Source organism: Caulobacter sp. ErkDOM-C (assembly GCF_048541825.1).
GTDB lineage: Bacteria > Pseudomonadota > Alphaproteobacteria > Caulobacterales > Caulobacteraceae > Caulobacter.
Map to the genome: position 1 here is coordinate 3221655 of NZ_CP183332.1, position 24023 is coordinate 3245677.

Annotated in this window: 23 protein-coding genes; 5 read left to right on the plus strand and 18 right to left on the minus strand. The window is 65.3% G+C overall.

Features of this window, described 5'->3' with window-relative positions; genetic code table 11:
• Nucleotides 1-11: 11 nt before the first annotated feature.
• Nucleotides 12-1091, plus strand: a complete 1080-nt coding sequence (locus ACN2C8_RS15500) for an SIS domain-containing protein (protein WP_419252920.1) — start codon at nt 12-14, stop codon at nt 1089-1091.
• Nucleotides 1091-2230, plus strand: a complete 1140-nt coding sequence (gene nagA / locus ACN2C8_RS15505; protein WP_419252921.1) for an N-acetylglucosamine-6-phosphate deacetylase — start codon at nt 1091-1093, stop codon at nt 2228-2230. Before ACN2C8_RS15500 ends, nagA begins: the two co-directional genes overlap by 1 nt.
• Nucleotides 2231-2287: 57 nt before the next feature.
• On the opposite strand, the gene ACN2C8_RS15510 is transcribed toward nagA, so the two are convergent.
• From ACN2C8_RS15510 to ACN2C8_RS15570, 13 genes are all read right to left on the minus strand, one after another.
• Entirely contained in the window at nt 2288-5290 is a 3003-nt protein-coding gene (locus ACN2C8_RS15510; protein WP_419252922.1) for a TonB-dependent receptor, read from the minus strand.
• A 515-nt stretch (nt 5291-5805) separates the two neighbouring features.
• Entirely contained in the window at nt 5806-6279 is a 474-nt protein-coding gene (locus ACN2C8_RS15515; protein WP_419252923.1) for a chemotaxis protein CheE, read from the minus strand.
• Complete coding sequence (locus tag ACN2C8_RS15520; RefSeq protein ID WP_419252924.1) at nt 6276-6875, minus strand: response regulator; 600 nt, start codon at nt 6873-6875, stop codon at nt 6276-6278. Before ACN2C8_RS15520 ends, ACN2C8_RS15515 begins: the two co-directional genes overlap by 4 nt.
• A gap of 9 nt (nt 6876-6884) precedes the next feature.
• Complete coding sequence (locus ACN2C8_RS15525) at nt 6885-7271, minus strand: chemotaxis protein CheU (protein WP_419252925.1); 387 nt, start codon at nt 7269-7271, stop codon at nt 6885-6887.
• A gap of 5 nt (nt 7272-7276) precedes the next feature.
• The gene (locus ACN2C8_RS15530) at nt 7277-7840 is read right to left on the minus strand and encodes a chemotaxis protein CheD (protein WP_419252926.1); all 564 of its coding nucleotides are present in this window, start codon (nt 7838-7840) and stop codon (nt 7277-7279) included.
• Nucleotides 7837-8226 (minus strand): response regulator, encoded by a 390-nt coding sequence (locus ACN2C8_RS15535; RefSeq protein WP_419252927.1) that lies wholly within the window; start codon nt 8224-8226, stop codon nt 7837-7839. Before ACN2C8_RS15535 ends, ACN2C8_RS15530 begins: the two co-directional genes overlap by 4 nt.
• Before the next feature lie 4 nt (nt 8227-8230).
• On the minus strand, nt 8231-9259 hold the full coding sequence (locus tag ACN2C8_RS15540) for a protein-glutamate methylesterase/protein-glutamine glutaminase (protein ID WP_419252928.1): 1029 nt from the start codon (nt 9257-9259) through the stop codon (nt 8231-8233).
• The gene (locus ACN2C8_RS15545; RefSeq protein ID WP_419252929.1) at nt 9259-10137 is read right to left on the minus strand and encodes a CheR family methyltransferase; all 879 of its coding nucleotides are present in this window, start codon (nt 10135-10137) and stop codon (nt 9259-9261) included. Before ACN2C8_RS15545 ends, ACN2C8_RS15540 begins: the two co-directional genes overlap by 1 nt.
• The gene (locus ACN2C8_RS15550) at nt 10137-10604 is read right to left on the minus strand and encodes a chemotaxis protein CheW (RefSeq protein WP_419252930.1); all 468 of its coding nucleotides are present in this window, start codon (nt 10602-10604) and stop codon (nt 10137-10139) included. Before ACN2C8_RS15550 ends, ACN2C8_RS15545 begins: the two co-directional genes overlap by 1 nt.
• A 3-nt stretch (nt 10605-10607) precedes the next feature.
• Nucleotides 10608-12854, minus strand: a complete 2247-nt coding sequence (locus tag ACN2C8_RS15555) for a chemotaxis protein CheA (protein ID WP_419252931.1) — start codon at nt 12852-12854, stop codon at nt 10608-10610.
• A gap of 44 nt (nt 12855-12898) precedes the next feature.
• The gene (locus tag ACN2C8_RS15560) at nt 12899-13264 is read right to left on the minus strand and encodes a response regulator (protein ID WP_419252932.1); all 366 of its coding nucleotides are present in this window, start codon (nt 13262-13264) and stop codon (nt 12899-12901) included.
• Complete coding sequence (locus ACN2C8_RS15565) at nt 13261-13548, minus strand: STAS domain-containing protein (protein WP_419255894.1); 288 nt, start codon at nt 13546-13548, stop codon at nt 13261-13263. The genes ACN2C8_RS15560 and ACN2C8_RS15565 overlap by 4 nt, the downstream gene beginning before the upstream one ends.
• Nucleotides 13545-15512 (minus strand): methyl-accepting chemotaxis protein, encoded by a 1968-nt coding sequence (locus ACN2C8_RS15570; protein ID WP_419252933.1) that lies wholly within the window; start codon nt 15510-15512, stop codon nt 13545-13547. The genes ACN2C8_RS15565 and ACN2C8_RS15570 overlap by 4 nt, the downstream gene beginning before the upstream one ends.
• A gap of 337 nt (nt 15513-15849) precedes the next feature.
• On the opposite strand from ACN2C8_RS15570, the gene ACN2C8_RS15575 reads away from it, so the two are divergent.
• Nucleotides 15850-16161: a hypothetical protein gene (locus ACN2C8_RS15575; RefSeq protein WP_419252934.1), complete on the plus strand. Its 312-nt coding sequence runs from the start codon at nt 15850-15852 to the stop codon at nt 16159-16161.
• A gap of 199 nt (nt 16162-16360) precedes the next feature.
• On the opposite strand, the gene ACN2C8_RS15580 is transcribed toward ACN2C8_RS15575, so the two are convergent.
• From ACN2C8_RS15580 to ACN2C8_RS15600, 5 genes are all read right to left on the minus strand, one after another.
• Nucleotides 16361-17953, minus strand: coding sequence for a methyl-accepting chemotaxis protein (locus ACN2C8_RS15580; protein WP_419252935.1), 1593 nt, complete (start codon nt 17951-17953; stop codon nt 16361-16363).
• 135 nt (nt 17954-18088) lie between these two features.
• On the minus strand, nt 18089-19237 hold the full coding sequence (locus tag ACN2C8_RS15585; protein ID WP_419252936.1) for an acyl-CoA dehydrogenase family protein: 1149 nt from the start codon (nt 19235-19237) through the stop codon (nt 18089-18091).
• 106 nt (nt 19238-19343) lie between these two features.
• Nucleotides 19344-20759: an amino acid permease gene (locus tag ACN2C8_RS15590; RefSeq protein WP_419252937.1), complete on the minus strand. Its 1416-nt coding sequence runs from the start codon at nt 20757-20759 to the stop codon at nt 19344-19346.
• A gap of 150 nt (nt 20760-20909) precedes the next feature.
• Nucleotides 20910-21926 carry a putative sulfate exporter family transporter gene (locus ACN2C8_RS15595; RefSeq protein WP_419252938.1) on the minus strand — a complete coding sequence of 339 codons (1017 nt, stop codon included), beginning with the start codon at nt 21924-21926 and terminating at the stop codon, nt 20910-20912.
• The gene (locus ACN2C8_RS15600) at nt 21923-22171 is read right to left on the minus strand and encodes a DUF6356 family protein (protein WP_419252939.1); all 249 of its coding nucleotides are present in this window, start codon (nt 22169-22171) and stop codon (nt 21923-21925) included. Before ACN2C8_RS15600 ends, ACN2C8_RS15595 begins: the two co-directional genes overlap by 4 nt.
• A 116-nt stretch (nt 22172-22287) precedes the next feature.
• Here ACN2C8_RS15600 and ACN2C8_RS15605 point away from each other — a divergent pair, with 116 nt between their 5' ends.
• Both ACN2C8_RS15605 and ACN2C8_RS15610 read left to right on the plus strand, forming a co-directional pair.
• Nucleotides 22288-22761: an Lrp/AsnC family transcriptional regulator gene (locus ACN2C8_RS15605; protein WP_419252940.1), complete on the plus strand. Its 474-nt coding sequence runs from the start codon at nt 22288-22290 to the stop codon at nt 22759-22761.
• 62 nt (nt 22762-22823) lie between these two features.
• Nucleotides 22824-23918, plus strand: a complete 1095-nt coding sequence (locus tag ACN2C8_RS15610; RefSeq protein WP_419252941.1) for a pyridoxal phosphate-dependent aminotransferase — start codon at nt 22824-22826, stop codon at nt 23916-23918.
• Nucleotides 23919-24023 lie beyond the last annotated feature (105 nt).

Sequence of the window (24023 nt, forward strand, 5' to 3'; positions counted from 1 at the left end):
GAAGACACATCTTGGAGGCCACGACCTTGACCCGACCGCAGGCCCCCGCGACATCGGCGCTGCTGGCGCCGGAATCGACCCGCATGTTCCTGGAAGCGGGTCAGGCCGCCCAGGTCGTCGCTGCCCAGCTGACCGCCAACGCCGCCCGGGTCGAGGCTATCGCCCGGCGTCTGCGCGCCAATCCGCCCCGCGCCGTCGTCACCTGCGCCCGGGGCAGCTCGGACCATGCCGCCACCTTCGCCAAATATCTGATCGAGACCCGCACCGGCGTCCTGACCTCATCGGCCGGCCTGTCGGTCAGCTCGGTCTACGCCGCCGCCCAGAACATGGAGGGGGTGCTCTATCTGGCCATTTCGCAGTCGGGCAAGAGCCCCGACCTGCTGGCCTCGGTGCGCGCGGCCAAGGCGGCAGGCGCCTTCACCATCGCCCTGGTCAATGACACCGCCTCGCCGCTGGCGGAGCTGGTCGACGAGGTCCTGCCGCTGCACGCCGGCCCCGAGCTGAGCGTGGCGGCGACCAAGTCCTATATCGCCGCCCTCTCGGCCATCACCCAGCTGGTGGCGGCCTGGACCGAGGACGCAGATCTGGCCAAAGGCCTTGCCGCCCTGCCCGCCGGCCTGGCCGAAGCCTGGGCCCTGGACTGGACGCCCGCCATCGAACGTCTGACGCTGGCGCGCAATCTCTATGTGCTGGGACGCGGCGTAGGGTTCGGCGTCGCCCAGGAGGCGGCCCTGAAGTTCAAGGAAACCTGTGGCCTGCACGCAGAGGCCTTCAGCGCCGCCGAGGTCCTGCATGGCCCGATGGCGCTGGTGAAGACCGGCTTCCCCGTCCTGGTCTTCGCCCAGAACGATGAAAGCCGGGGCAGCGTCGACGAGATGGCCGCCAGCCTGACGGCCCGCGACGCCGACGTCCTGCTGGTCGGCGCGGGTGAAGTGGGAGCCGGCGTACTGCCCGCCCTCGCGGCCCATCCGGTGATCGAGCCGATCCTGATGATCCAGAGCTTCTATCGCATGGCCAACGCACTTTCGGTGGCGCGCGGCTATAACCCCGACAGCCCGCCCCATCTCAACAAGGTGACAGAAACCGTCTGATGCGTTCAGTCCTCGTAAATGGCCGCATCCTGACGCAAGCCGGCGTCGTCGATGGCAAGAGCCTGATGGTCGAGAACGGCAGGATTGCCGCGATCCTCGACGCCGGCGACGCCCCAGCCGACGCCCCGCGGCATGACCTGAGCGGCGGCCTGCTTGTGCCTGGCTTCATTGACACCCAGGTCAATGGCGGCGGCGGCCTGCTGTTCAACGACGCCCCCACGGTGGAAACGATCGCCGCCATCGGAGCGGCCCACCGCCCGTTTGGCACCACGGGCTTCCTGCCCACCCTGATAAGCGACGACCTTACCGTGGTCGATCGGGCCATGCGCGCCACCGAAGCCGCCATCGAAGCCGGCGTGCCTGGCGTGCTGGGCATCCACATCGAAGGCCCGTTCCTCAATGTGAAGCGCAAGGGCATCCACGACGCCGGCAAGTTCCGGGTCATCGACGACGCGGCCCTGGCCTTGCTGGGTTCGCTGAGGGTCGGCAAGACCCTGGTCACCCTGGCTCCCGAGACCACGACGCCGGATACGATCCGTCAGCTGACGAACGCCGGTGTTATTGTTGCAGCCGGTCACACCAACGCCGCCTGTGGGACGATGCGCAAGGCGCTGGCCGCAGGATTGAGCGGCTTCACCCACCTGTTCAACGCCATGTCGCCGCTGACCAGCCGCGAGCCTGGCGCGGTCGGCGCGGCGCTGGAAAGCCAGACCGCCTGGTGCGGCCTGATCGTCGACGGTCGTCACGTCGACCCCACGGTGCTGCGCATCGCCCTGCGCACCCGGCCGCTGGACCGGTTCATGCTGGTGACCGACGCCATGCCTACGGTCGGGATGATCGACAAGAGCTTCGACCTGCAGGGCCGTCAGATCCACGTCGTCGACGGCGTTTGCGTCGACGCCCATGGCACCCTGGCCGGCTCGGATCTCGACATGATCGGCGCGGTGCGCAACGCGATGTCGATGCTGGGGCTGTCGCTCCAGGACGCTGTCTCGATCGCCTCGGGCTCGCCGGCGGCGTTCCTGGGCCTGCAGGACGAGCGCGGCCGCATCGCCGTGGGCCAGGCCGCCGATCTGGTGCTGCTGGACGATGATCTGCGGGTTCGCGAGACCTGGATCGGCGGCGCCGCCAGCCTCTGACGAAAAAGGGGCGCCGGCTTTCGCCGACGCCCCTCGTTCTCCAGCCTAAGCTGAGGTCTAGAACTTGTACTTCACGCCCAGATAATACTGGCGGCCGAAGTGCACATACTCTTCCGAGATCTGACGGGTCGAGTCGTCCACCTTGCTGTCGAACTGGTCGGTCAGGTTGATGCCTTCCAGCGTGATGGTGAAGTTCTTGAACTCGTAGCTGACCTGGCTGTCGACGTTCAGGGTCTTTTGCTTGATCCGAACGTCGTTGTTGTTGGTCGCCGAAGGGGCGACCTGGATCAGATACGGGTCGCGATATGAAGCCGAGATGCGCGCCTTGAAGCCCGCCTTCTCGTAGTACAGCGTGCCGTTATAGGCTTCCGGCGACAGGTTCAGAAGCGGTTGGGTGATCAGCGTCGCCGGCGTCAGCTGCACCCGGGGGGTGCCGCCGAAGGTCGGGTTGGCGATCACGTACTCGATGTCGCTCTTGACGTGCGTGTAGTTCACGATGCCGCCGAAACCGTCAAACGGCGCCGGCAGGAAGGTGAACGGACGCTGCAGGCTGATCTCGTAGCCCTTCAGCTTGCCGCCCTTGGTGTTCTGCTGCGAGGTCACCGTGAACAGCGTGTCAGGCGTGTTGCCGTTGGTCAGCAGGGTCGTGGGCAGACCCGTTTCCGAAAACGGGATCGCGACCGCCGTGGTCTGGATGAAGGACTTGATGTCCTTCTGGAACAGACCGATCGAGAACAGGGTTTCCCGGTCGGGATACCACTCGAAGCCCAGGTCGATGTTGTTGGACAACATCGGGTTCAGGTCCGGGTTGCCGCGCGTCAGGGTCTGGGCCGACTGGCTGTTGGCTGTGAAGCCCGGCGTCAGGTTCTGCAACTGCGGACGCGTCATGACCTTGGCGGCCGCGAAGCGAACGAAGAAGTTCTCCAGCGGCTGGACCGACAGGTTCATCGACGGCAGCGTGTTGGTGTAGCTGCGCGACGTGGTCTGGGTGCCATCGGTAGGGACCGTTTGCGACAGCGTGCCGACCGGCGTGACGGTCGAGACCGTGGTGCTGCCGGTGTTGAAGTGGCCCAGGGCGTCCTGCTCGGTCTTCACCCAGCGAACGCCGACATTGCCGCGAACCGGGATCGAGCCGAAGTCGCGATCAAAATCGCCTTGCAGATAGTAGGACGTGTCGTTCTCACTGATCTCTCGCAGCGCACCGAGCTGGTTGAGCGAGCTGAGGCGGAAGTCGCCGTTGGCGTTGATGCAATTGCAGTCATAGCCGATGACGGTCTTCAGCTTGTCCAGGTCGGGCGCGATCCACGAGGTCGGCGTACCGGCCGGCATGTCGAGACCACGGCCAAAGCCGGTGATCAGACGCGAGACGTCGGCGACGGTCACGCCGGCCGGCAGCGGGAACGCCGCTTCGGCCACGAAGCCCGTGCCGCCCGGAATCACGCGCGAGAAGATGCGCTTTTCCGAGGAATTGAAGCCGTACTCCTTGAAGGCCGCGCCGGTGCGAACCTTCAGCCAGTCCATGACCTGATAGTCAAAGTCGAAGCGGAGGGTCTTGAACGTGTTGACCGCCTTGCTGGGGCGCAGGCGCAGAAGTGACGGATCGCCCAGCGCCGAGCTGTTGCTGTACTGGTAGTTGGCCGGGTTGGTCGCGTCGAAGCCGTAGTTGAACGACGGACGACGCGGATCGGTCGAATAGTCGTAGCTGTAGCCGTCGCTGTTGTAGCGATCGAACGAGAAGGTCGTCTGGACAGGGTTGTTCTGGATCGAACGCGCCTGGCCGTAGGTGGCCACCAGCTTGCCCTTGTCACCGATCTTGGTGTCGTAGGTCAGGACGTTCTGGAAGAACTCGGTGTTCAGGTCGTCATGGCGATACTCGACGCGGGCGTCGACGTCGTCGAACGTGCCCTTGATCAGGTGACCCTTGGCGTCGGCCGTGAAGTTGACGACGTCGGTCTGGGGCAGGCCCTGGCCGCTGCGGCTGAACGAGATGATTTCCAGATAGGTCTCGTCGCGGTCGTTGGTGAAGTCCGCGAACAGGGTGTCCAGGGTCAGGGTCGAGTTGTCGGTCGGGCGCCATTGCAGCGAACCGGTCACGCCCAGACGCTTTTGATTGTACTCAAGCCGGCCGTAACGCGGAATCCGCGGGTGCCAAAGGTTGTTGGCGGTGCCAGCGGCGGCGACGACGGTTGGCGAGGTGCCGCCGGTGACGGTGCCGATCTGGCCGCAGGTCAGGGGCGGACCGCTGACGGGGTTATAGGCCGCGCCCGTGCAGGGGAAGGCCGTGGAGGAGTTGAAGCGAACGCTGGGGTTTTCCCAACGACCGGTCGAGGAGCCTTCTTCCAGCGTCTGGCGCTTGGCGTAGGCCACCGACAACAGGGCGCCGAACTTTCCGTCGTTCCAGGTGTTGGCGATCAGGAAGGTGTAGCGCGGGTCGCTTTTGCGCGACAGGTCGTTCCAGCCGTACTTGGCCCCTGCGCTCATCGTGAACTTGTTGAAGTCGAACGGACGAGCCGCCTGCAGGTCGATGATCGCGCCCAGCGAGCCTTCTTCGTTCGACGCCGAGGTCGACTTGCGCACGGTGACGCTGTTGAAGAGTTCCGAAGCGAAGATGCTGAAGTCGAACTGACGGCTGCGGTTAGCGCCGCCTGAGCCGTCCTTGCCGCCCGTGGTGGCCAGGGCTTCCAGGCCATTCAGGCGCACGACGGTGAAGTCTGCGTTCAGGCCGCGCACGGTGATGGTGCGGCCTTCGCCGCCGTCGCGGTCGATCGAGACGCCAGGGATGCGCTGCAGCGACTCCGCCAGGTTCAGGTCGGGGAAGTCGGCGATGTCGGTCGCCTTGATGACATCGACCATGTCATTCTCGCGACGCTTCACATCGAGCGCGTTGGCGAGGCTGGCGCGGAAGCCGGTGACGACGACCTCTTCCACCGCGCTGTCATCGGCCTGAGCCGGCGCAGTCTGAGCAGACGCGGCTCCCGCCATCGCGATGGCGAGCGCCAGGGCGCCCGTGGAGACCCCAAGCTTCAGGACGTTGAGACGCCCCGCGGAAATCTTAGACATGTATCCTCCTCCCGTTCGACGGAAACGGCGCTGTTGCACCGCCCGGCTTTGAACTGATCGCGCTTCCTTCCTGCGCGCCCAGTTCTCGGCCGTCTGTGTTTTTGACACCGGTGTCAGGTATGGACAGAAACCTGTCCTCAGTTCTGACACCGGTAGCAAAGAGCTAACAAACCGTCGTTATGGCGACAAGGCGAGATTTTGTTTGATGACAGGAGAAGTCGCGCGCGTGGCTTTTCCACCACATTGTGGCGACACCCAGAAGACCGAGACAAGGGGGAACGCGACCGGGAGCGGGCCGAAAATCATGGTCCGATAGGCGTGAAACGCCCTTCGGATCGAAGAATGCTAGCGATTGTCGGTTTGGATCCCTTTTCGCCTGCACTGATGAAACCATCAGTCCGAAGACGGCTTTAGGGCGCTAGTGAGCGTACAAAATGCCAGCTTGCCGCTGATTTCGCATTTTTACTCGATTGCACGGAGCGACTGGCCCGATCCCGCCCATGGCGGCCTTTGCCTTATAACTCTTCCGTCTTGCGGTGGCTGACCTTGTGGAGGCCCTCGATCATAGCCTGCAGGTCGGCTGCCGGCAGCTGATTTCCCACGGTGCGCAGCAAACGCAGGGCGTGGAGGTGAACGTCGATGGCGTTCCAGCGCCAGGCGCCGGCCTCAGCGCAGCTGTCGGTGGTCGCGGCAAGGGAGACTGCCGCCTGATCCACGCCGGCGTCGGAGACGAAGGTGCTGACGTCGATTATCCTCATGCTCAGAGCATAGAGGTCCTCAAAGCTCTCGGACTGGCGGTCGGCCGCTGTGGGGCCGAAGCGGCGCTCGATTTCGGCCAAGGTGTCGTCCAGAACGACCAGAGAAACCTCGCGTAGGCTTTCAACCCCGACTTCGGCGGCGGTGATCGCGTCCTTGGCCATCAGGCCACCGCTCTCCTTGATCAACTTGGCCAGCCGATTGGGCGGGCGGAATTTGCGAACGACGCTCATATCTGCACCTTCGCGACCTTCATCAGACTGTTGATCTCATCCTGAGACATGTTGGCTTCTTGTGCATTGCCGACCTCGGCAGGCAAGTCATCCCGCCGCCGACCTTCCATGCCGATCGGCGGGCCTTCATACTTGAAGCGCCGATCAGGCCCGACATAACTGTCGCACTCGATAAACGCCCGCTCTTCTCGCGCCACCCAGAAGATGCGCTCCAGCAGCACCTTGGGCGTGATCGGCTTGGCCACCGTGAAATTGGCCCCGGCGTCACGGGTGCGGAAGATGTCCGTGGTGCGGGTATGCCCGGTAACCAGGATCACCGGAACGTAGCGATTGCTCTCCGGCGCGTCGCGTCGCAGCCAGTTGATGAACTCGATCCCGTCGACGTCGGGGATCTGAACGTCGCTGATGATCAGGTCAAAGGTCTTGGTTCCTACCAGAGACTGGGCGTCCTTGACCGTCTCGGCGCGGTGCAGTTGCTTGACCCCAAATCCGGAAACCACCTGCGACAGGATATCGAGCGAAGTCCCATTGTCGTCGAGCACCAGAACCGTGGCGCGCTCAAGATTGATGCGGGTCGAAGCCTTTAGGGCGTCCATGGACGAAGCCTAGAAGAAGTCGAGTTCACCCGCCTCGACGTCCCAGGCGGTCGGCTCGCCGACAGCGCGCAGGCGCACTACCAGGTCCGCCAGGCCAAGGCCTTCGAGAAGGGGTTCGATGGACATGCTCCACTCGCCGGACGCGTGCTGGCCGATGCGCTGCAGAACGTCTGACAGGCCGTGCAGGCGCTGGCTCAGTTCGTCCAGCGCCTGGAGCCGGGAGATGCTTTCCAGCGCCGCCCCGCCCTGGGCCAGGTCGCCGGCAATATGTTCGCAATCCCGACACACCGCCGCAGCCGACATCAACTCGGCCGCGAGACGGCGCGAGAGTTCGCCCACGGGAGTCAGAGTCTCCGGCGGGACGATAGGGGATGTCGAGAGCTGCATGGAGGTCATGTGGATCAGAACAGCTCCAGGTCGCCGCCAGAATTGACCGGCATGGGTGCGGGTGTGGGACGCCGGACATCCTGCGGCGCGTTGTCCACAGCCACAAGTCGCTGACGGACGCGGCCGGAGGCGGGCCAGAATTCCACGCGACGAGCCGAAACACCGCCCGTGCTCGACGAGACGATTGGAATCCCTTCGTCGCGCAGGAAACGCTCGGCAAAGCTGGCGTTGCTGGCGCCGACGTCGGACAGGCCCTCGAACAGCTTTCCGCCGCCGAAGATCTTGGCTTCCATCCGCTCGCGACGCGCGCCCCGCTTCAGCAGGCCGTTGATGAGCATCTCCATGGCGTAGGCGCCATAGCGGACGGCGTCTCCGTCCTTGCGACCGTCGCCTGAATCAGGAAGCAGGAAGTGGTTCATGCCGCCGATGCCGGCCTGCGGATCGCGGATACAGGCGGCGATGCACGAACCAAGCACGGTGGTCATCACCACGTTGGGGTCGGACGACACGTGGCTCTCGCCTTGCGTGACGTGAACCTTGACCGAGCGTTCCAGATCGTCGGGTTGTCCAAATGTCATGTGAGCTGACCGAAGACCTGTTCGATCTTCTCCTTGAGGCCCTGAACGGTGAAAGGTTTGACGCAGTAGTTGTTGACGCCGAACTGCACGGCCCGCTGCACAAGCTCGCGGTCGGCCCGGCCGGTCAGCATGACAAAGGCTGTCTGCCGGATCGGCGGGTGCGAGCGCACGGCGCGCAGGAGGGCCAGCCCATCCATCTTGGGCATGTTGAAGTCGGAGATCACAAGGTTCGCCGGCTTGGAAAGGAGGTTTTTCAGAGCCTCCTCGCCATCCGGCGCCTCACGGATGTCCTTGAACCCGATCTGCTGCAACGCATTGCGGATCAAGGCCCGCATGGTCAGCTGATCATCGACGACGAGAACGGAAATGGTGCTTGCTTGGGGCATGGGTTCATCGCCTCGCGGAGGCCAGATCGAGGATGGATTGGCCCATGGAGGACAGGGAAACCTGCTTCTCCACGGCGCCGATTTCAAAGGCCGCGCGGGGCATGCCGTAAACGACACAGCTCTGCTCGTCCTGTCCGAGGGTCTTGGCACGGGCCTTACGCATGGCCAGGAGGCCCTGGGCGCCGTCACGCCCCATGCCGGTCAGGATCGCTCCGACCGCCTTGTCGCCGACCGCGTTGGCCACCGAGTTGAAGAGAACGTCCACCGACGGGCGGTGACCGCTCACCGGATCGCCCGCGATCAGGCGACAGCGCAACCCGCCCGAACGAACGACCTCCAGGTGCGTCGCCCCGCCCGGGGCGACATAGACCTTGCCGGGCTCCAGCAGGGCGCCGTCCGTGGCTTCCTGCACCTTGGCCCCGCTGGCGCGGTCGAGGCGCGCGGCGAAGCTGGCGGTAAAGGTCGCCGGCATGTGTTGAGTGATGACGGTCGGCGGGCAGGTGTCCGGGAACATCGTCAGGATCGCCAGCAGCGCCTCGACACCGCCGGTCGAAGAGCCGATGGCCACGATGTCACCCGAGGGCATATAGCTCTTGGTCCGGGCCACGACGGGCGCGGTGTCGGCCTTGGTCCGCACCGAGGCGCGGGCCGCGATCTTCACCTTGACCACGATCTCGTTGAGCGCGTCCTGGGTGCCCAGGGCATCGGCGGGCTTGGCCACGCAGTCGATGGCGCCCAGTTCCAGGGCGCGCAGAGTCATCTCGGCGCCGGCCTGGGTCAGGGTCGAGACCATCACCACGGGCATGGGCCGCAGGCGCATGATCTTCTCGAGGAACTCGATGCCGTTCATGTTCGGCATCTCGATGTCGAGGGTGACGACGTCGGGATTGAGGGCCTTGATCATGCCCCGGGCTTCGAAGGGATCACCGGCGGCGCCGCAGACCTCGATATCCGGATCGCGATTGAGGGCAGCCGTGATCAGGCTCCGCATGGTGGCGGAGTCGTCGACGACGAGAACGCGAATCTTGGCCATCAGCGACCTCCCACCTTGCGATAAGCTGTCAGGCCCGCGCTTTCAAAGGCGGTGATCGAGGTCCCTACCCGTTCTGAGTGACCGACATAAAGACGGCCGCCCGGCGCGACGAGGGGCGCGAAGCGGTTCCAGACGCGCTCCTGGGTCGGCTCGTCGAAATAGATCACGACGTTGCGGCAGAAGATGGCGTCGAACGGGCCCTTCATCGGCCAGCTGGGGCCGTTGAGGTTCAGCTCGCGGAAGGCCACCAGGCTGCGCGCGGCTTCACAGACGCGGAAGGCGCGGCGATCGCTCGTGTCGCGCTCGAAATACTGGTTGCGGGCGTGAGCCGGAATGCCTTCCAGCAGGCTCTCGTCATAGACGGCGGCGCGACCGGTCGCGAGCACGTTGGTGTCGATGTCCGTGCCCAGGATCCGGATATCCAGGTCGGCGGCGTTGGGCCACACCGACAGGACCGTGAAGGCCATTGAATAGGGCTCCTGGCCCGACGAACTGGCCGCCGACCAGAGGCGCAGACGGCCGCCGGCGCGGACCTTGTCGGCCATCGGCTCCAGAATGTTGGCGCGCAGGTCGTCGAAATGGTGCGGCTCCCGGAAGAAGCGGGTGACGTTGGTCGTCAGGGCGCGCAGCATTTCCTGCTGCTCGTCGACGCTGCTCTCCAGCGCCACGAAGGCGCAGTATTCGGTGAAGGTCTTCATGCCCAGCGAGCGCAGCCGCTTGGCCAGACGGGAATAGACCAGGGTCGCTTTGGTCTCGGGCAGGCTGATACCAGCCTGCCCGTAGAGCAGCGCCGCGATCTTCTTGAAGTCCTGGTTTGTGAACGCGAACTCGCCATCGACAATGGCTTCGCGACGTTCTGTCATTGAGGCTGAGGTCATCAGGCGGCCAGGGCCTCTCGTTCGGGGAGGATACGGTCGAGCGAGATCTCGCTGATCATGCGCTCTTCGATCGAAATAATGCCGCGGACGAAGTTGCGAACAGTCTCGCAGGCCACATCCGGGGTAGCTTGAACCATGTCGTCATTGATCGACAGGATGTCCGACACTGCATCGACCAACAGGCCAACCGTGCGGTCGCCTGCCTGGACGACAATGAACACACTGCGAACCGTCGGCTCGACCATCGGCATGCCGAGGCGCGCCGCCAGGTCCATGATCGGCAGGACCGCGCCCCGCAGATTGATCACCCCGCGCATATAGCCGGGCGTCTGGGGCAGAGCGGTGGCGGGGCTCCAGCCCCGGATCTCGCGAACGGCCATGATGTTCACGCAGTATTCCTGATCGCCGACCCTGAACGAGATCAGCTCGCGGCGTGCGGTACTTGCGACGACAGTTGGGTCAATCATGACTTACTCCGCCGCAATTAAAGCAGGTTCGACGGGGCGGGGCGTTTCCCGGCGGCGAAGGTTGATCACCGCGTCAACGTCCAGGATGAGCGCCACGCGGCCGTCGCCCAGGATCGTCGCGGCGGCGACGCCCTCGACCTGCTGGTAGTTCTGTTCCAGCGACTTGATGACGACCTGGCGCTGGCCGTGGATCGCGTCGGCGACCAGGGCGGCGCGCGAGCCGTCCTCGCCCTCGACCAGCAGCACCACGCCTTCAGTCGGCGACGGCGAGGTGGTGCGATAACCCAGGGTCAGGCCGACATCGATCAGCGGCACGAAGCTGTCGCGGACCGCCAGCACCGAGCCGACGGGACCCAGGGGGCGAACCTCCTCGGCCTTGGGACGCAGGCTTTCGACGATGGCGGCCAACGGCACTACCAGGGTCTCGCCGGCCACGTCGACCACCATGCCGTCGAGCACGGCCAGGGTCAGCGGCAGGCTGAGCGTGAAGGTCGAGCCCAGACCGGGACGCGAGGCGATCGAGATGCGACCGCCCAGGGCCTGGACACTCCGGCGCACCACGTCCATGCCGACGCCGCGGCCCGACACATCCGAGATCTTGTCGGCGGTTGAGAAGCCCGGCAGGAAGATCAGATTGTCGATCTCCTCATCGGTCAGCTGCAGGTCGGGCGAAATCAGGCCCTTCTTGACGGCGATCGACAAGACCCGTTCGCGATTGATGCCCTTGCCGTCGTCCTGGACCTCGATGACGATCCGGCCGCTGCGATGCAGGGCCGCCAGGCGCACGACGCCTTCGGGATTCTTGCCGGCCGCCTTGCGCTCCTCGGGGCTTTCCAGCCCGTGGTCGATGGCGTTGCGCAGCATGTGGGTGATCGGGTCGGCCAGTCGTTCGATGACCGTCTTGTCGACCTCGGTGTTTTCGCCATCCATGACCAGGCGCGCCTGCTTGCCGGTCATGTTGGCGACTTCGCGAACCAGGCGCGGCATGCGCTGGAACACCGACTTCACCGGCTGGGCGCGGATCGCCATCACGCTGTCCTGGATCTGGCGGGTGAGCTGCTCCAGCTCGTCCAGACCCATGGCCAGACTAGACGACGGCGCGATGCCGTACTCGCCCACGCGCTGGGCCAGCATCGCCTGATTGATCACCAGTTCGCCGACCAGATCGATCAGGCTGTCAATGCGCTCAGGATCAACGCGGATGACCGACTGGCCAGGACCGGGGACGTCGACCTGCGTGGCCTTGGTTGGGGCAGCGGCCGGCGCCGGAGCGCGCGGAGCGACCGGGGCGGGCGGCGGCGCTTCGACGACGGCGACCGGCGGGGCGACCGCGGGGGCGAGCGGCGGGACAACCTCGGAAGCGACCGGCTCGGCGGCCGGCGCCTCAATGGCGCTCAGCAGGTTGGCCAGGGCAGCCTCGACGGGCGCCTCGCCGCGAACGATTTCAAGATCGCAGTCGCCGTCGACGAATTCGAAGACCTCGCGAATGGCGTCTTCGCCGTCATCGGTCTCGACGCGCACGCTCCAGGTGACATAGGCGGCCTCGGCGTCGAGGAACTCCAGGGTCGGCAAGGCGCTGTCGTCCATCGTCGCGACGATCGGGCCAAGGCGGCTCAGCTCGCGCAACAGCAAGGCCGTTTCATTGGCCTTGCGATAGAGGTCCGACTTGGGACGGATCGACACCGTCCAGACATTGATGGGGATCAGTTCGGCATCGGCCGCCTGCGCGTCCACCGAGATCGTCATCGGCTGGAAGTCGAAGCCGAGATCGTCGTCGTCCAGATCATCCGACGCAGCGACAGGCGTGGGGTCGAGCGTGGCTTCGGCGGCCGCGGCCACTTGAGCCGGAGCAACCGGCGCAGCCGAAGGATCGGTCCAGACCTTAAGTTCAGCGGCCATGGCGGCCGAGGCCGCCATGTCGACATCGCCCATGCCGCGCGCGGCGCTCACATGGTCGGCCAGAACGTCGGAGGCGCGCAGCATGACGGCGGCCAGATCGACGGTGTTGGGAACCTCATTGGACCGAACAGCGTCCAGCAAGGTCTCGAACACGTGGGCGAAACGGACCAACGGCTCGAGGCCGAAGGCGCCCGCGCCGCCCTTGATCGAATGCACAGCCCGGAAGACGGCGTTGACAGTCTCGCTGTCGCCGACACCCTCCTGCATGGCCAGGAGCCCGCCTTCGAGGTCGGCGAGCAGTTCCTCGCATTCCTGAAAGAAGGTGACCTTGATGGCCTCTAGCTCGTCCATTCCCGCAATTCCTTAGAGTTCTAGACGTCGAAGTCGGTGAAGGATCAGGCCGCGACGCGGCGAATGGCTTCGACCAGCTTTTCAGGATTGAACGGCTTGACGATCCAACCCGTCGCGCCGGCTTCGCGAGCCCGCTGCTTCTTGCTGGGATCGCTTTCCGTGGTCAGCACCAGGATCGGGATCGCGCGATAGTCGTCATCGACGCGAACCGCCTCGATGAAACCAAAGCCATCCAGCTTGGGCATGTTGATGTCGGTGATGATGACGTCCGGACGATGGGCGGAAAGCACTTCCAGCCCATGTTCGCCGTCAACGGCCTCGACCACATTAAAGCCTGCGCCGACCAGGGCCATGCGCAGCATGTCCCTCATCGTGCGGGAATCGTCGACCGTTAGAATCGTGCGCGTCACGATTGGACTCCATGGATGTCCGCCGAAAGGAGCGCCCCATCGGCGCCGAAAAGACGGGTGGTTTCTACAAAGGCCTCCGAAGGCCCCGTAATTGAAAAGGGTTTGCCGTCAGCGGCCCAGGCCTTGCGGGCCGCGAGCAGAATCTGGAGACACAGGCCGCCGAGGCGACGGACCTGGCCGGCCTCGACTTCCAGCGCCTCGCCACGGTGCGCCAGGAAGGCGGACTTCAGCGGTCCGGCGGCCTTGAGATCGAGCGTTTCAGGCAGCGCGAGTGCGGCCATCAGAATTCCTCCCATACGTCAGCCGCCGGAGCGGCTGCGGTAGCTGCGCCGCCACGGGTGGGCCGGGCGAAGGCGCCCAGACGGGCCCTTTGCTCGGCGACCGGGTTGCGGGCCGGTGCGTGTTGAGCCGAATCGGCGGCTGCCGGGCGACCGTAGGCGGCCTGGCCGCCACCGACCCGGAAACGGGCCATCAGTCGGACCAGCTCGGCGGTCTCGCCCTTCAGCGAGTGCGTCGCGGCGGTCGATTCCTCGACCATGGCGGCGTTCTGCTGAGTGACCTGATCCATCTGGTTCACGGCCGTGTTCACTTCGTTCAGCCCAGTGGCCTGTTCGGCGGCGGAAGCCGCGATCTCGGTCACCAGGGCGTCGATCTCGCCAACCTTCAAGACGATGCGTTGCAGCGCCTCGCCCGTTTGACCGACCAGGTTCACGCCCTGGCTGACCTGCTGGGTCGAGGACGAGATCAGGGTCTTGATCTCCTTGGCGGCCTCTGCCGAGCGCTGGGCCAGGGCCCGGACCTCCTGAGCCACGACGGCGAACCCGCGACCCGCTTCACCCGCGCGGGCGGCCTCGACCCCGGCATTCAGGGCCAGAAGGTTGGTCTGGAAGGCAATTTCGTCGATCACGCCGATGATCTGGCTGATCTGCTTGGAGGAGTTTTCGATCTCGCCCATGGCCGACACTGCTTGATGCACGACTTGGCCGGAATGCGTCGCTTCGCCACGGGTGGTCGAAACAACGTCCGAGGCCTGACGAGCGCCGGCCGCCGTGCGGCGCACCGTGGCGGTCAGTTCGTCGAGGGCGGCAGCGGTTTCTTCCAGCGAAGCGGCCTGCTGTTCGGTGCGGCGCGACAGGTCGTCAGACGCATGGGCGATCTCGTCGGCGCCGGTGCGCAGGCCGTCTGTCGAGGCGGCGATGACCTTCATCGTCTCCTGCAGCGAGGCCATGGCGCCGTTGAAGTCGTCCTTCAGCTTGGCGTATTCCCCGGGGAAGTTTGCATTGACGCGGAAGGTCAGATCGCCCGAGGCCAGCTTTTCGAGGCCCTCGGCCAGGCTGGTCACCACCAGGGCACCTTCGCGAGCGGCGGCGGCGGCGGCCTCTTCCTTCGAGCGACGCTCCTCTGCGGTCAGGGCCGCAGTTTTTTCCTGCTCGACCCGCATTTGTCCAAGGTGCAGCTGGTTGTCGCGGAAAATCTTCAAGGAGCGGACGATCGCGCCCAGCTCGTCGAGGCGAGTCATCTTTTCAAGATCAATGTCATTGTCGCCCTTTGACAGGCGCTCGGTCGCACCGGCGATATCGGCGATCGACTTGCGGACATTCATGACCATCAGGGCCGCCAGGGCTGCGACGGCGGCGAGGGTCAGCGCTGAAATCAGAATCGTCAGGCTCGTGGCCGCAACCGACTCCGCTTGCTTTTTGGCGGCCTCCGCCTTGGTCCGCCGGTTGACCTTGGCCAGAACGCCATCAAGGTGCGTGGCCATCAGAGCATATTGATCTTCGAAGGGGGCCACGAAGCTGGCCGCCGTATTGAAGTCGACTCCGATCATGCCGCTGACCACGTCGACGGCGCTGCGGCAGTCGTCGACTTCCTTGATCAGGGTGGCAAAGTCCGCCTGATCGCTGGCCGGAGAATTCTTCTTGATCGCCTCGAGATCTTTTTTGACCTCATCGAAGCGGGTCAGGACGTCCTGCATCCGACCTGGGACCTTGTCGGTCTCGATCGAGGCGGCCTGATGGGTCAGAGCCAGATAGAGTTCGCCATGGATGTCGGAAATTTCGCGCGAGACGCCGGCAATCGCCAGATTGTTGCCGAGGTCAGTGGCCACGACCTTCTGCAAGGCCGAGGACTGACTTTTCTGCACAGCCACGGCTCCTGCGGCCATGGCCGCAAGCATGATCAAGGCAAAGACCGGCGCTACGCCGATCTTCATCATCATGGGTAGGTCGACAAGCCGAAAGCGCTTCATATCCAGTCCCCTTCATGCGGCGGTTCCGTGCCCACGGATCACCAGCAAGCCAGAGGGATCATCACTATAGATTCCTAACAGACTCTGACCTTGGTTAAGAGAAACTGGAGGTCAGGGGGCCAGGCGCTGCCTTGAGGGACAAATGGCCGCAGGTGAATCTATAGAGACAGCGCCCAAAAGGAGCCTGGCGGGTAAAATCCGAAGTAAGGTTACCATTAAGTAAATTTAGAATATTCCAGGAGCGACTCAGGATATTTTAACTAGCAGCTGCGATAAAGGGCATGCGTCCGGTTGGCGCGTCGTCCACAGGACGGTATTCATTACTAGGAGCAGCGGGATGAAATATCCGATCGCTTTTGCCGCAGGAATCGCTGGCAGCTTGTTCATCGCTCAAGCCGCCTCGGCAGCTGGCGGATTCGAAGACCAAATGAGCCGTTGCCTGCAACAGTTCGCCAATACCCGGGACGCCGCCCAGGTGATGCTGGAATGCACCGCTGACGCTGGAAAGCTCTCGGAATGCAAGGTTGTTGACAACAGCGCGGCCGGCAAGGGCTTCGACAAGGCCGCCATGTGCATCGCTGACAAGCTGCCGATGGGCGCCAAGACCGGCACCGTGAAGGTTCCGTTCCGCTTCCCGGGCGGCGCGTAAACTTCAAGCTCCTTACCAAGGGGCTCAAAACGCCTCCGCCGACCAGACCGAAGCGTTCCGATGGATCGCTTCGCGTCTGGTTCGCGGGGGCGTTTTGCCGTGTGCGACAGCCGACAGGAAAAAGCGGCCGCCCGTCGGGGCGGCCGCTTCTGTCGATAGATCCCGCGCTGGGTCTCAGTCTGCTGGCGACAGCTGTTTCTCAGAACTCTTCCCACGCCTCTCGAACAGCCGTCGCAGCTGATCCCCGGGAGACCGGCCGCGCGCCGCCGCCTGGACGACTGGCCTGCGATGGAGGTCTGGCGGCCGGACGGGCGGGCGCAGCGGACGCGGCGGGCCGCGAATCGGTCACGCGGAAGGCCGAGATCAGATTGACCAGTTCGGCCGTTTGATCCTTGAGCGAGTGTGTCGCCGCCGTCGTCTGTTCGACCATGGCGGCGTTCTGCTGAGTCACCTGGTCCATCTGATTGACGGCCGTATTCACCTCATGCAGGCCCGTGGCCTGCTCCTGGGCCGAAGCGGAGATCTGGACGATCAGGGTGTCGATCTCGGCAACCTTGGCGACGATGCCGCGCAGGGCGTCGCCGGTTTGTCCCACCAGGTTCACGCCCTGACCCACTTGCTGGGTCGAGGTCGAGATCAGGGTCTTGATCTGCTTGGCGGCGTCTGCGGAGCGTTGGGCGAGAGCCCGCACTTCCTGGGCGACCACCGCGAAGCCGCGACCGGCTTCACCGGCGCGCGCCGCTTCGACCCCAGCGTTGAGGGCCAGCAGGTTGGTCTGGAAGGCGATCTCGTCGATCACGCCGATGATGTTGCCGATTTCGCGCGACGAGCTTTCGATCTCGCCCATGGCGGCCACGGCCTGGTCGACCACGACGCCCGAGCGTTCGGCCTCGGTCTTGGCGCCCGCCACAACCTCGGACGCCTGCTTGGCGCCCGCTGCCGAACGCCGGACGGTCGAGGTGATCTGGTCAAGGGCGGCGGCGGTCTCTTCCAGACTGGCGGCCTGCTGCTCGGTGCGGCGCGACAGGTCATCAGCCGCGATGCCGATTTCATCCGACCCGGCGCGGATATTGCCGGTCACGCCGGAAATGCGGCTCATGGCCTCCTCGAGCGTACGAACGGCGCTGTTGAAATCGTCCTTCAGCCTCTGGAACTCGGGCTTCACCTCTTCGTCCATACGGCTGACCAGATCGCCCTGGGCCAGATGGGCGAGCGCTGTGGCCAGGCTTTCGACGAGCCTGGTCTGGCTTTGCTCGTTCTCGATACGCGAGGCCTCAAGTCGCTGACGATCGGCTTCGATGGTCTCGAGATAGATCGAGATGGCGAAGTCCATGTCGAGCATGACCGCCTTCATCAGGGCGCTGACCGCCTCGCCGGCCTGGGCGGGGTCGCCCTTGGCCATGAAGCCCTTGGGCCAGAGCGAGTCGACGGTGGCGCGCAGCAGCCGGTCCATGACCAGGGCATAGCCGCCGATATACCAGCGCGGCTCAAGACCGATGCGCGCGTGAACCTGACCGATGGTCCGGACCGTATTGACATAGGTGTCGCCGAACTCAGCCTGGGCGATGACGTCCCAGTGCGCCGCCTGGCGACTGCTGGCGGCGTCCATGTGCCGCTCGTCCTTGAAGAACTTGCTGGTCGCCGGTGTCGTCTTGACCTTGCCGTAGAAGACCGACAGCGCGGGGCCGATTTCCTTGCGAATGAGCGGCCGCAGATCACGCAGCGCCTGCCGCGCGCGATCATCCAGCCCCATAAACGCCACACGGTCGTTTACGTCATGATCCTGGCTCATCGGCTTTGGTCCATCCTGGGGTGCAGCTTGTGGGATGACCCTCTGCTCGTATGCTTAATGCAGCCTTAAATGTTCCCGCCCAAGGTGCGTCATCTCGCCGCACTCTCCAAAAGAGTGCGTTCGCCGAACACGCGTTTAGCCGCCCTGTTTCATGGTCTCCCGGGCGATGATCACCTGCTGGATCTGGCTGGTGCCCTCGTAGATCCGGAAGATCCGCACGTCGCGATACAGGCGCTCGATGCCGTAGTCGGCGACATAGCCGGCCCCGCCGAAGATCTGCACAGCCCGATCCGCTACGCGGCCGACCATCTCGGAGGCAAACAGCTTGGAGGCCGCCGCCTCCAGCGTCACGCCCTGCCCCGCGTCGCGCTTGCGAGCGGTCTCCATGACCAGAGCCTTGGCCGCCAGGGCCTCGGTCTTGCTGTCGGCCAGCATGGCCTGGATCAGCTGGAAGTTCGAGATCGCCTGGCCAAACTGCTTGCGCTCGCCGGCATAGGCCACGCAGTCCTTGATCAGCCGCTCGGCCACACCCACGCACACGGCAGCGATGTGCAGTCGGCCCCGGTCCAGCACCTGCATGGCCACCTTGAAGCCCTCGCCCTCTTCGCCCAGCCGATTCCAGGCCGGCACGCGGACATTGTCGAAGGTGACGTCGTGGATATGGGCGCCCTGCTGGCCCATCTTCTTCTCGGGCTTGCTCACGGACAGCCCCGGCAGGCCGCTGGGGACCAGGAAGGCCGAGACCCCGGAGCCGCCCTTGGTCTCGGGACTGGTTCGGGCCATCACCGTGAACAGCGAGGCCTTGCCAGCGTTGGTGATGTAACGCTTGGAGCCATTGAGCACGTAGTCGTCGCCGTCGCGGATGGCCAGTGTGCGGACAGAGGCGCTGTCGGAGCCGGCTTCCGGCTCGGTCAGGGCGAAGCTGGTGATGATCTCGCCCGAGGCGATGCCGGGCAGCCACTTGGCCTTTTGCTCGTCGGTGCCGAACATCACCAGACCCTGGCTGCCGATGCCGACATTGGTGCCGAACGCCGACCGGAAGGCCGGAGAGGTTCGGCCCAGCTCGACGCCGACAAGGCATTCCTCTTCCATGTTCAGGCCCAGGCCGCCGAACGCCTCTGGGATCGACAGGCCAAACAGGCCCAGGCTTTTCATCTCGTCGATGACGTCCTGCGGAACCGCGTCATCCTCGGCCACCTTGGCCTCAATGGGCCGCAGGCGCTCGGCGACGAAGCGGGCGACCATGTCGAGCAGCTGGTCGCGGGTTTCGAGATCGAGGGCCATGGCGTTTCGTCCTGCGTCAAACACTTGTTTTGACGCAGACTGTAGCCGTCAAGCTCAGGAATGGAAGGGCCGGCGCGCGACACGCCGGCCCTAAATCGCCTTGCCGCTAGGTCCGCTCAGCGCGCGCCAGCAGGCTGTTGCGCATGCCAAACGCCACATAGACCACCACGCCGATGCAATGGGCGTAGAGGAAATACAGCTGGGTCTTGGTCGGCAGGCTGGAGAACAGATACAGGCAACCCAGGATCGCGCCCGAGGCCACGACCGGCCAGACCGGCGTCGAGAACACCCGCTGACGGCCCGGATCCTTGATCCGCAGGATGATCACCGACAGGCCCACGGCGATGAAGGCCGCCAGGGTGCCGGCGTTTGCCAGCTCGGCGATGTCCTTCAGCGACAGCCAGCCCGAGATCAGGGCCGACAGGGCGCCGGTCAGCAGGGTCATCAGCACGGGCGTGCCGGTCTTGGCGTTGACCTTGGCCAGGGTCTTGGGCAGCAGGCCGTCGCGGGCCATCACGAAGAAGATCCGGCTCTGGCCATACATGAAGGCCAGGATCACGGTGGGCAGGGCGACCACGGCGGCCAGGGCCACCAGCTGGGCGACCTTGGGATGGTTCAGGCTTTCCAGGATGAACACCAGCGGGGCCTCGCTCTTGGAGAACACTTCGGTGCGCGAGGCGCCGATCGAGACGGCGGCCACGACCATGTAGATCGCGGTGCAAACGGCCATCGAGCCGACGATGCCGATGGTCAGGTCACGCTTGGGGTTCTTGGTCTCCTCGGCGGCGGTCGAGACCGCGTCAAAGCCGTAGAAGGCGAAGAAGATCAGGCTGGCGGCGGCCATCACCCCCACCTTTATCCCGGCGGCGTCCGGTGTGGCGGCGAAGCCCTGGGGCATGAAGGGCGTAAAGTGGCTGGCGTCGAAGGCCGGGATGCACAGCACGACAAACACAGCCAGGGCGATGATCTTGATGGCCACCAGCACCATGTTGATGGTGGCGCTCTCCCTGGTGCCCAGGGCCAGCAGGCCGGCGACGGCGAAGGAGATGATCACGGCGGGCAGGTTGACGATGCCGCCCATGTGGGGGCCTGCGAGCAGTGCTTCCGGCGTGCCGATCATCCGGAACAGGCCCGTGGCGTGGGCTGACCAGCCGACGGCGACGGCCGCGCAGACCAGCGTGTATTCGAGGATCAGGCTCCAGCCGACAAACCAGGCCACCGGCTCGCCCATGGCGACGTAGCTGTAGGTATAGGCGCTGCCCGAAGCGGGGATCATGGTCGACAGCTCTGCGTAGCACAGCGCCGCGCAGGCGCAGACCGCGCCGGCGATCAGGAACGACAGGATCACGCCCGGTCCGGCCAGACCCGCACCGATACCGGTCAGGGTATAGATGCCGGTGCCGACAATAGCCCCGACGCCCAGGGCGACCAGGTGCGGCCAGCTCAGGGTCTTCTTCAGTTGATGGCCGTCATGGCCCGCCGCGATGGCGTCGATCGACTTGCGCCGCGTCCAGAAACTCAAGGCTATTCCCTCCGACTTGGTCTTGCGCCGCGACCATGGGCTGGGCGACGTGTTTCGCCAAGACGTGCGCGATCGGCCGGGGCATTTCCTGCCAAAGATTGTCTGTGGAGCGTGCCTTGCCCGCAAATTCTCTCCGGCGAGCCGCGACGCCTAGAAGAAGACCCGTGTCAGGCCATAGGCCAGCGCCGCCACCGCCAGGGTGGAAAGGCCCAGGGCTGCAGCCAGCTTTGGCTTGACCTGCAGCAGTGCGGCAGGTCCCAGCTTGGCCGAGATGGCGCCGACACCGGCCAGCAGCAGGAAGCTCGACAGTGTCGCCAGGGTGGCGACCAGCGCCTCGGGCAGCAGGCCAAGCCCGCGCAGGGCGGCCAGGGCGGCGAAGCCCAGGACGAAGAGCGGCGGCCCCTTGAAGCCGGTCTTGCCGCATCCGTCCTGGGTGCGGCTCAGCAGCACGCCGATCAGCACCACGGCCGGGCCCAGCCAGACGATGCGGGCCAGCTTGGCCAGGGCTGCGGCGCTGGCGGCGTCCGGCGAGACCGACGAGCCCGCGCCGGCCACCTGGGCGACGTCGTGGATCGAGAGACCGAAGAACACGCCGGCCTGGTGCGCCGTAAAGCCCAGGGCGTGAGCGATCGGCGGATAGGCCAGCATGGCCACGGTCGAGAGCAGATTGACCCCGATGATCACCAGGGCGGTCGTGCGCTGGTTGGCCGGGCTGGCCGGCGCGGCCTGCGAGGCGGCGAGCGCTGCGGAGGCGCCGCAGATCGAACAGGCCGCCGCCGCGATCAGGGCCTCAGCCAGGGGCAGTCCCAGAGCCATGCCGACCCCGGCGCCGACGGTGAGACCGCCCAGCACCACGGCGCCGCTGGCCAGGATCGCCGGCCCGCCCAGCAGGGCGAACTCGCTCCAGGTGATCTGGGCGCCCATCATGGCCACGCCCAGGCGCAGGCCCGGCTTGGCCCAGATGTCGAGGCCGGCCGCCAGCCTGGCGCCCAGGCCCAGGGCGCCCAGGCCCATGCCCAGTACCACCGCCAGGAGCGGGGCCGGCGCGTGCAGCAGGTGCGAGAGCGGTTTGGCCAGCAGGGCGATCACGAGGCCCGCGATCAGGCCCGGCCAAAGCTTGCCCGCCTCAAAGCGGAAAGCGCCCAGTCTGGCGACGGTGGCATTCATCCCTGGACGGGCGCCGGGTCGAGGCCAAGTGTCTTGTCGGCCAAGGCGCAGCGACGGCCCAGGCGCTCGTTGAGGCGGCGGACGGTGTTGCTGCCGGTGCGCTCGAAGGCGAAGGGCAGCAGGCCATGGATCAGGCAGGCCAGACCCGCGCCGATCAGGGTGAAGCCAAAGCTCCAGGCCACGCCCATGTGCTGGCCATAGGTCTCGCCGACCGCTTCCGGATGGCGCGTGAACGGCTTCAGCATGAGGACCCCCAATTCGTCGTCAGGCCTCCAAGCATGAAGCGGAATGCGAGAATGGCATTACTGGATGCGCTGCCTTTTTCGCCGTATGGAGAATTTCATTCTCGAACGAGCGGAAAATGAAGATGATTGATCTGGATCACATCGACCGCAGGCTGCTGGCGATCCTGCAGGAAGACTCCACCGTCCCGATCGCCGAACTGGCCGAACGCGTGGGGCTGACCCAGACGCCGTGCTGGAAGCGCATCAAGCGGCTGCAGGACGCCGGGGTGATCACCGCCCGCGTCGCCCTGCTGGACCGCGACGCCCTGGACCTGTCCCTGACCGTGTTCGTGGCCGTAAAGACCGGCCGCCATGACGAGGCCTGGCTCACGACATTTGCCGCCGGGGCCCGCGCCCTGCCCGAAGTGGTCGAGTTCTACCGGATGAGTGGCGACGTCGACTATCTGCTCAAGGTCGTGGTCCGCGACATCGCCGCCTATGACCGTTTCTACAAGCGCCTGATCGCCACCGCCCCGCTCACCGACGTGTCGTCCAGCTTCGCGATGGAGCAGATCAAGTTCACGACCGCCCTGCCCATAACCACGGCCTGATGGCGTCTTGATCCTGTCACCCTTGCAGCCCCAACTACGGGGACGACAGCAGAGGGCGGACCATGGACACGACGCGACGGGGCTTGTTGATCGGCGGCGCGGCGCTGGCCCCGGCCCTTGCGGTCGCAGCGGAGCCCGCGGTCGATCCGAAAGCCCCGCCGGCGATCCGCGCCCATCTGGGGGTCACCGAAAATCCCTATGGTCCCAGCCCCGCCGCCCGCAAGGCGGCCATGCAGGCGCTCGACGACACGCCCTATTACGCCTGGTCGCTGGAACCGCCGCTGATCGCGGCCATCGCCAAACGCGAGGGCGTCGATCCCGATAGGGTGGGCCTGTGCAACGGCTCGCTGGAAGCCCTGTCCCTGCTCTCGGCCCATTTCGCCAAGGCCGGCCCGATCGTCGCGCCCCAGCCAACCTATGCGACACCCCTGCTCTACGCCGAGCGCCAGGGCGCCAAGCTGGACTGGATCCCGTTCACCGGCGACCACCAGATCGATCTGCCGGCCCTGGCGGCAAAGGCCAACGGCGCAGGCTGCGTCTATGTGTGCAATCCCAACAATCCGACCGGCCTTCTGATGGACCCGGACGCCCTACGGGCCTTCTGCGTCGCGGCGGCGAAGTCCGCGCCCGTGATCGTCGACGAGGCCTATATCGAGATAAGCCCCGATCCCGTCCGCCACTCGATGATCGACCTGGTCAGGGCCGGCCATGATGTGATCGTCGCCCGGACCTTTTCCAAGGTCTATGGCATGGCCGGCCTGCGGGTGGGGTTCATCATCGCCCCGCCGCAGCGGGTCAAGCAGCTGAAGAGCCTGATCCCGACCCACAAGGGCCGACCCGGCCTGGCGGCGGCCCTGGCCTGCTATGGCGACGCGGCCTATCTGGCCGGTGCCAAGGCCTATCTGGAAGGCTGTCGCGAAAAGATCTACGCCATCTGCAAGGCCAATGGCCTCGGCTACCTGCCGTCGTTCGGGACCTATGTCTTCATCGATACCGGCAAGCCCAACCTCGCCTTTCAGAAGACCCTGGCGGCGATGGGCGTCGAGGTGCGGGTGTTTGACAGCCCCCTGCACCCCACCTGGATCCGGGTCGGAACGGCTAGCCCGGCCGAGCTGGATATCTTCGCCGAGGTCTTGCCCAGGGCGCTGAAGGCCTAACGCGTCCCCCGTTCAGGAGGGCGACGGAGCGGCCCGGAGGCGGGATGATCTGGCAGTGACTGTGACTCCCGTCACATACGTCGTCGCGATCGTGGCCCAGAATGG

Coding starts and splice junctions, on each gene's coding strand:
- ACN2C8_RS15610 (WP_419252941.1), top strand. CDS start 22,824: ATGGACACGACGCGACGGGGCTTGTTGATCGGCGGCGCGGCGCTGGCC.
- ACN2C8_RS15605 (WP_419252940.1), top strand. CDS start 22,288: ATGAAGATGATTGATCTGGATCACATCGACCGCAGGCTGCTGGCGATC.
- ACN2C8_RS15550 (WP_419252930.1), bottom strand. CDS start 10,604: ATGATTGACCCAACTGTCGTCGCAAGTACCGCACGCCGCGAGCTGATC.
- ACN2C8_RS15510 (WP_419252922.1), bottom strand. CDS start 5,290: ATGTCTAAGATTTCCGCGGGGCGTCTCAACGTCCTGAAGCTTGGGGTC.
- ACN2C8_RS15535 (WP_419252927.1), bottom strand. CDS start 8,226: ATGCCCCAAGCAAGCACCATTTCCGTTCTCGTCGTCGATGATCAGCTG.
- ACN2C8_RS15585 (WP_419252936.1), bottom strand. CDS start 19,237: ATGGCCCTCGATCTCGAAACCCGCGACCAGCTGCTCGACATGGTCGCC.
- ACN2C8_RS15540 (WP_419252928.1), bottom strand. CDS start 9,259: ATGGCCAAGATTCGCGTTCTCGTCGTCGACGACTCCGCCACCATGCGG.
- ACN2C8_RS15520 (WP_419252924.1), bottom strand. CDS start 6,875: ATGGACGCCCTAAAGGCTTCGACCCGCATCAATCTTGAGCGCGCCACG.
- nagA (WP_419252921.1), top strand. CDS start 1,091: ATGCGTTCAGTCCTCGTAAATGGCCGCATCCTGACGCAAGCCGGCGTC.
- ACN2C8_RS15555 (WP_419252931.1), bottom strand. CDS start 12,854: ATGGACGAGCTAGAGGCCATCAAGGTCACCTTCTTTCAGGAATGCGAG.
- ACN2C8_RS15580 (WP_419252935.1), bottom strand. CDS start 17,953: ATGAGCCAGGATCATGACGTAAACGACCGTGTGGCGTTTATGGGGCTG.
- ACN2C8_RS15575 (WP_419252934.1), top strand. CDS start 15,850: ATGAAATATCCGATCGCTTTTGCCGCAGGAATCGCTGGCAGCTTGTTC.
- ACN2C8_RS15545 (WP_419252929.1), bottom strand. CDS start 10,137: ATGACCTCAGCCTCAATGACAGAACGTCGCGAAGCCATTGTCGATGGC.
- ACN2C8_RS15600 (WP_419252939.1), bottom strand. CDS start 22,171: ATGCTGAAGCCGTTCACGCGCCATCCGGAAGCGGTCGGCGAGACCTAT.
- ACN2C8_RS15515 (WP_419252923.1), bottom strand. CDS start 6,279: ATGAGCGTCGTTCGCAAATTCCGCCCGCCCAATCGGCTGGCCAAGTTG.
- ACN2C8_RS15530 (WP_419252926.1), bottom strand. CDS start 7,840: ATGACATTTGGACAACCCGACGATCTGGAACGCTCGGTCAAGGTTCAC.
- ACN2C8_RS15525 (WP_419252925.1), bottom strand. CDS start 7,271: ATGACCTCCATGCAGCTCTCGACATCCCCTATCGTCCCGCCGGAGACT.
- ACN2C8_RS15570 (WP_419252933.1), bottom strand. CDS start 15,512: ATGAAGCGCTTTCGGCTTGTCGACCTACCCATGATGATGAAGATCGGC.
- ACN2C8_RS15595 (WP_419252938.1), bottom strand. CDS start 21,926: ATGAATGCCACCGTCGCCAGACTGGGCGCTTTCCGCTTTGAGGCGGGC.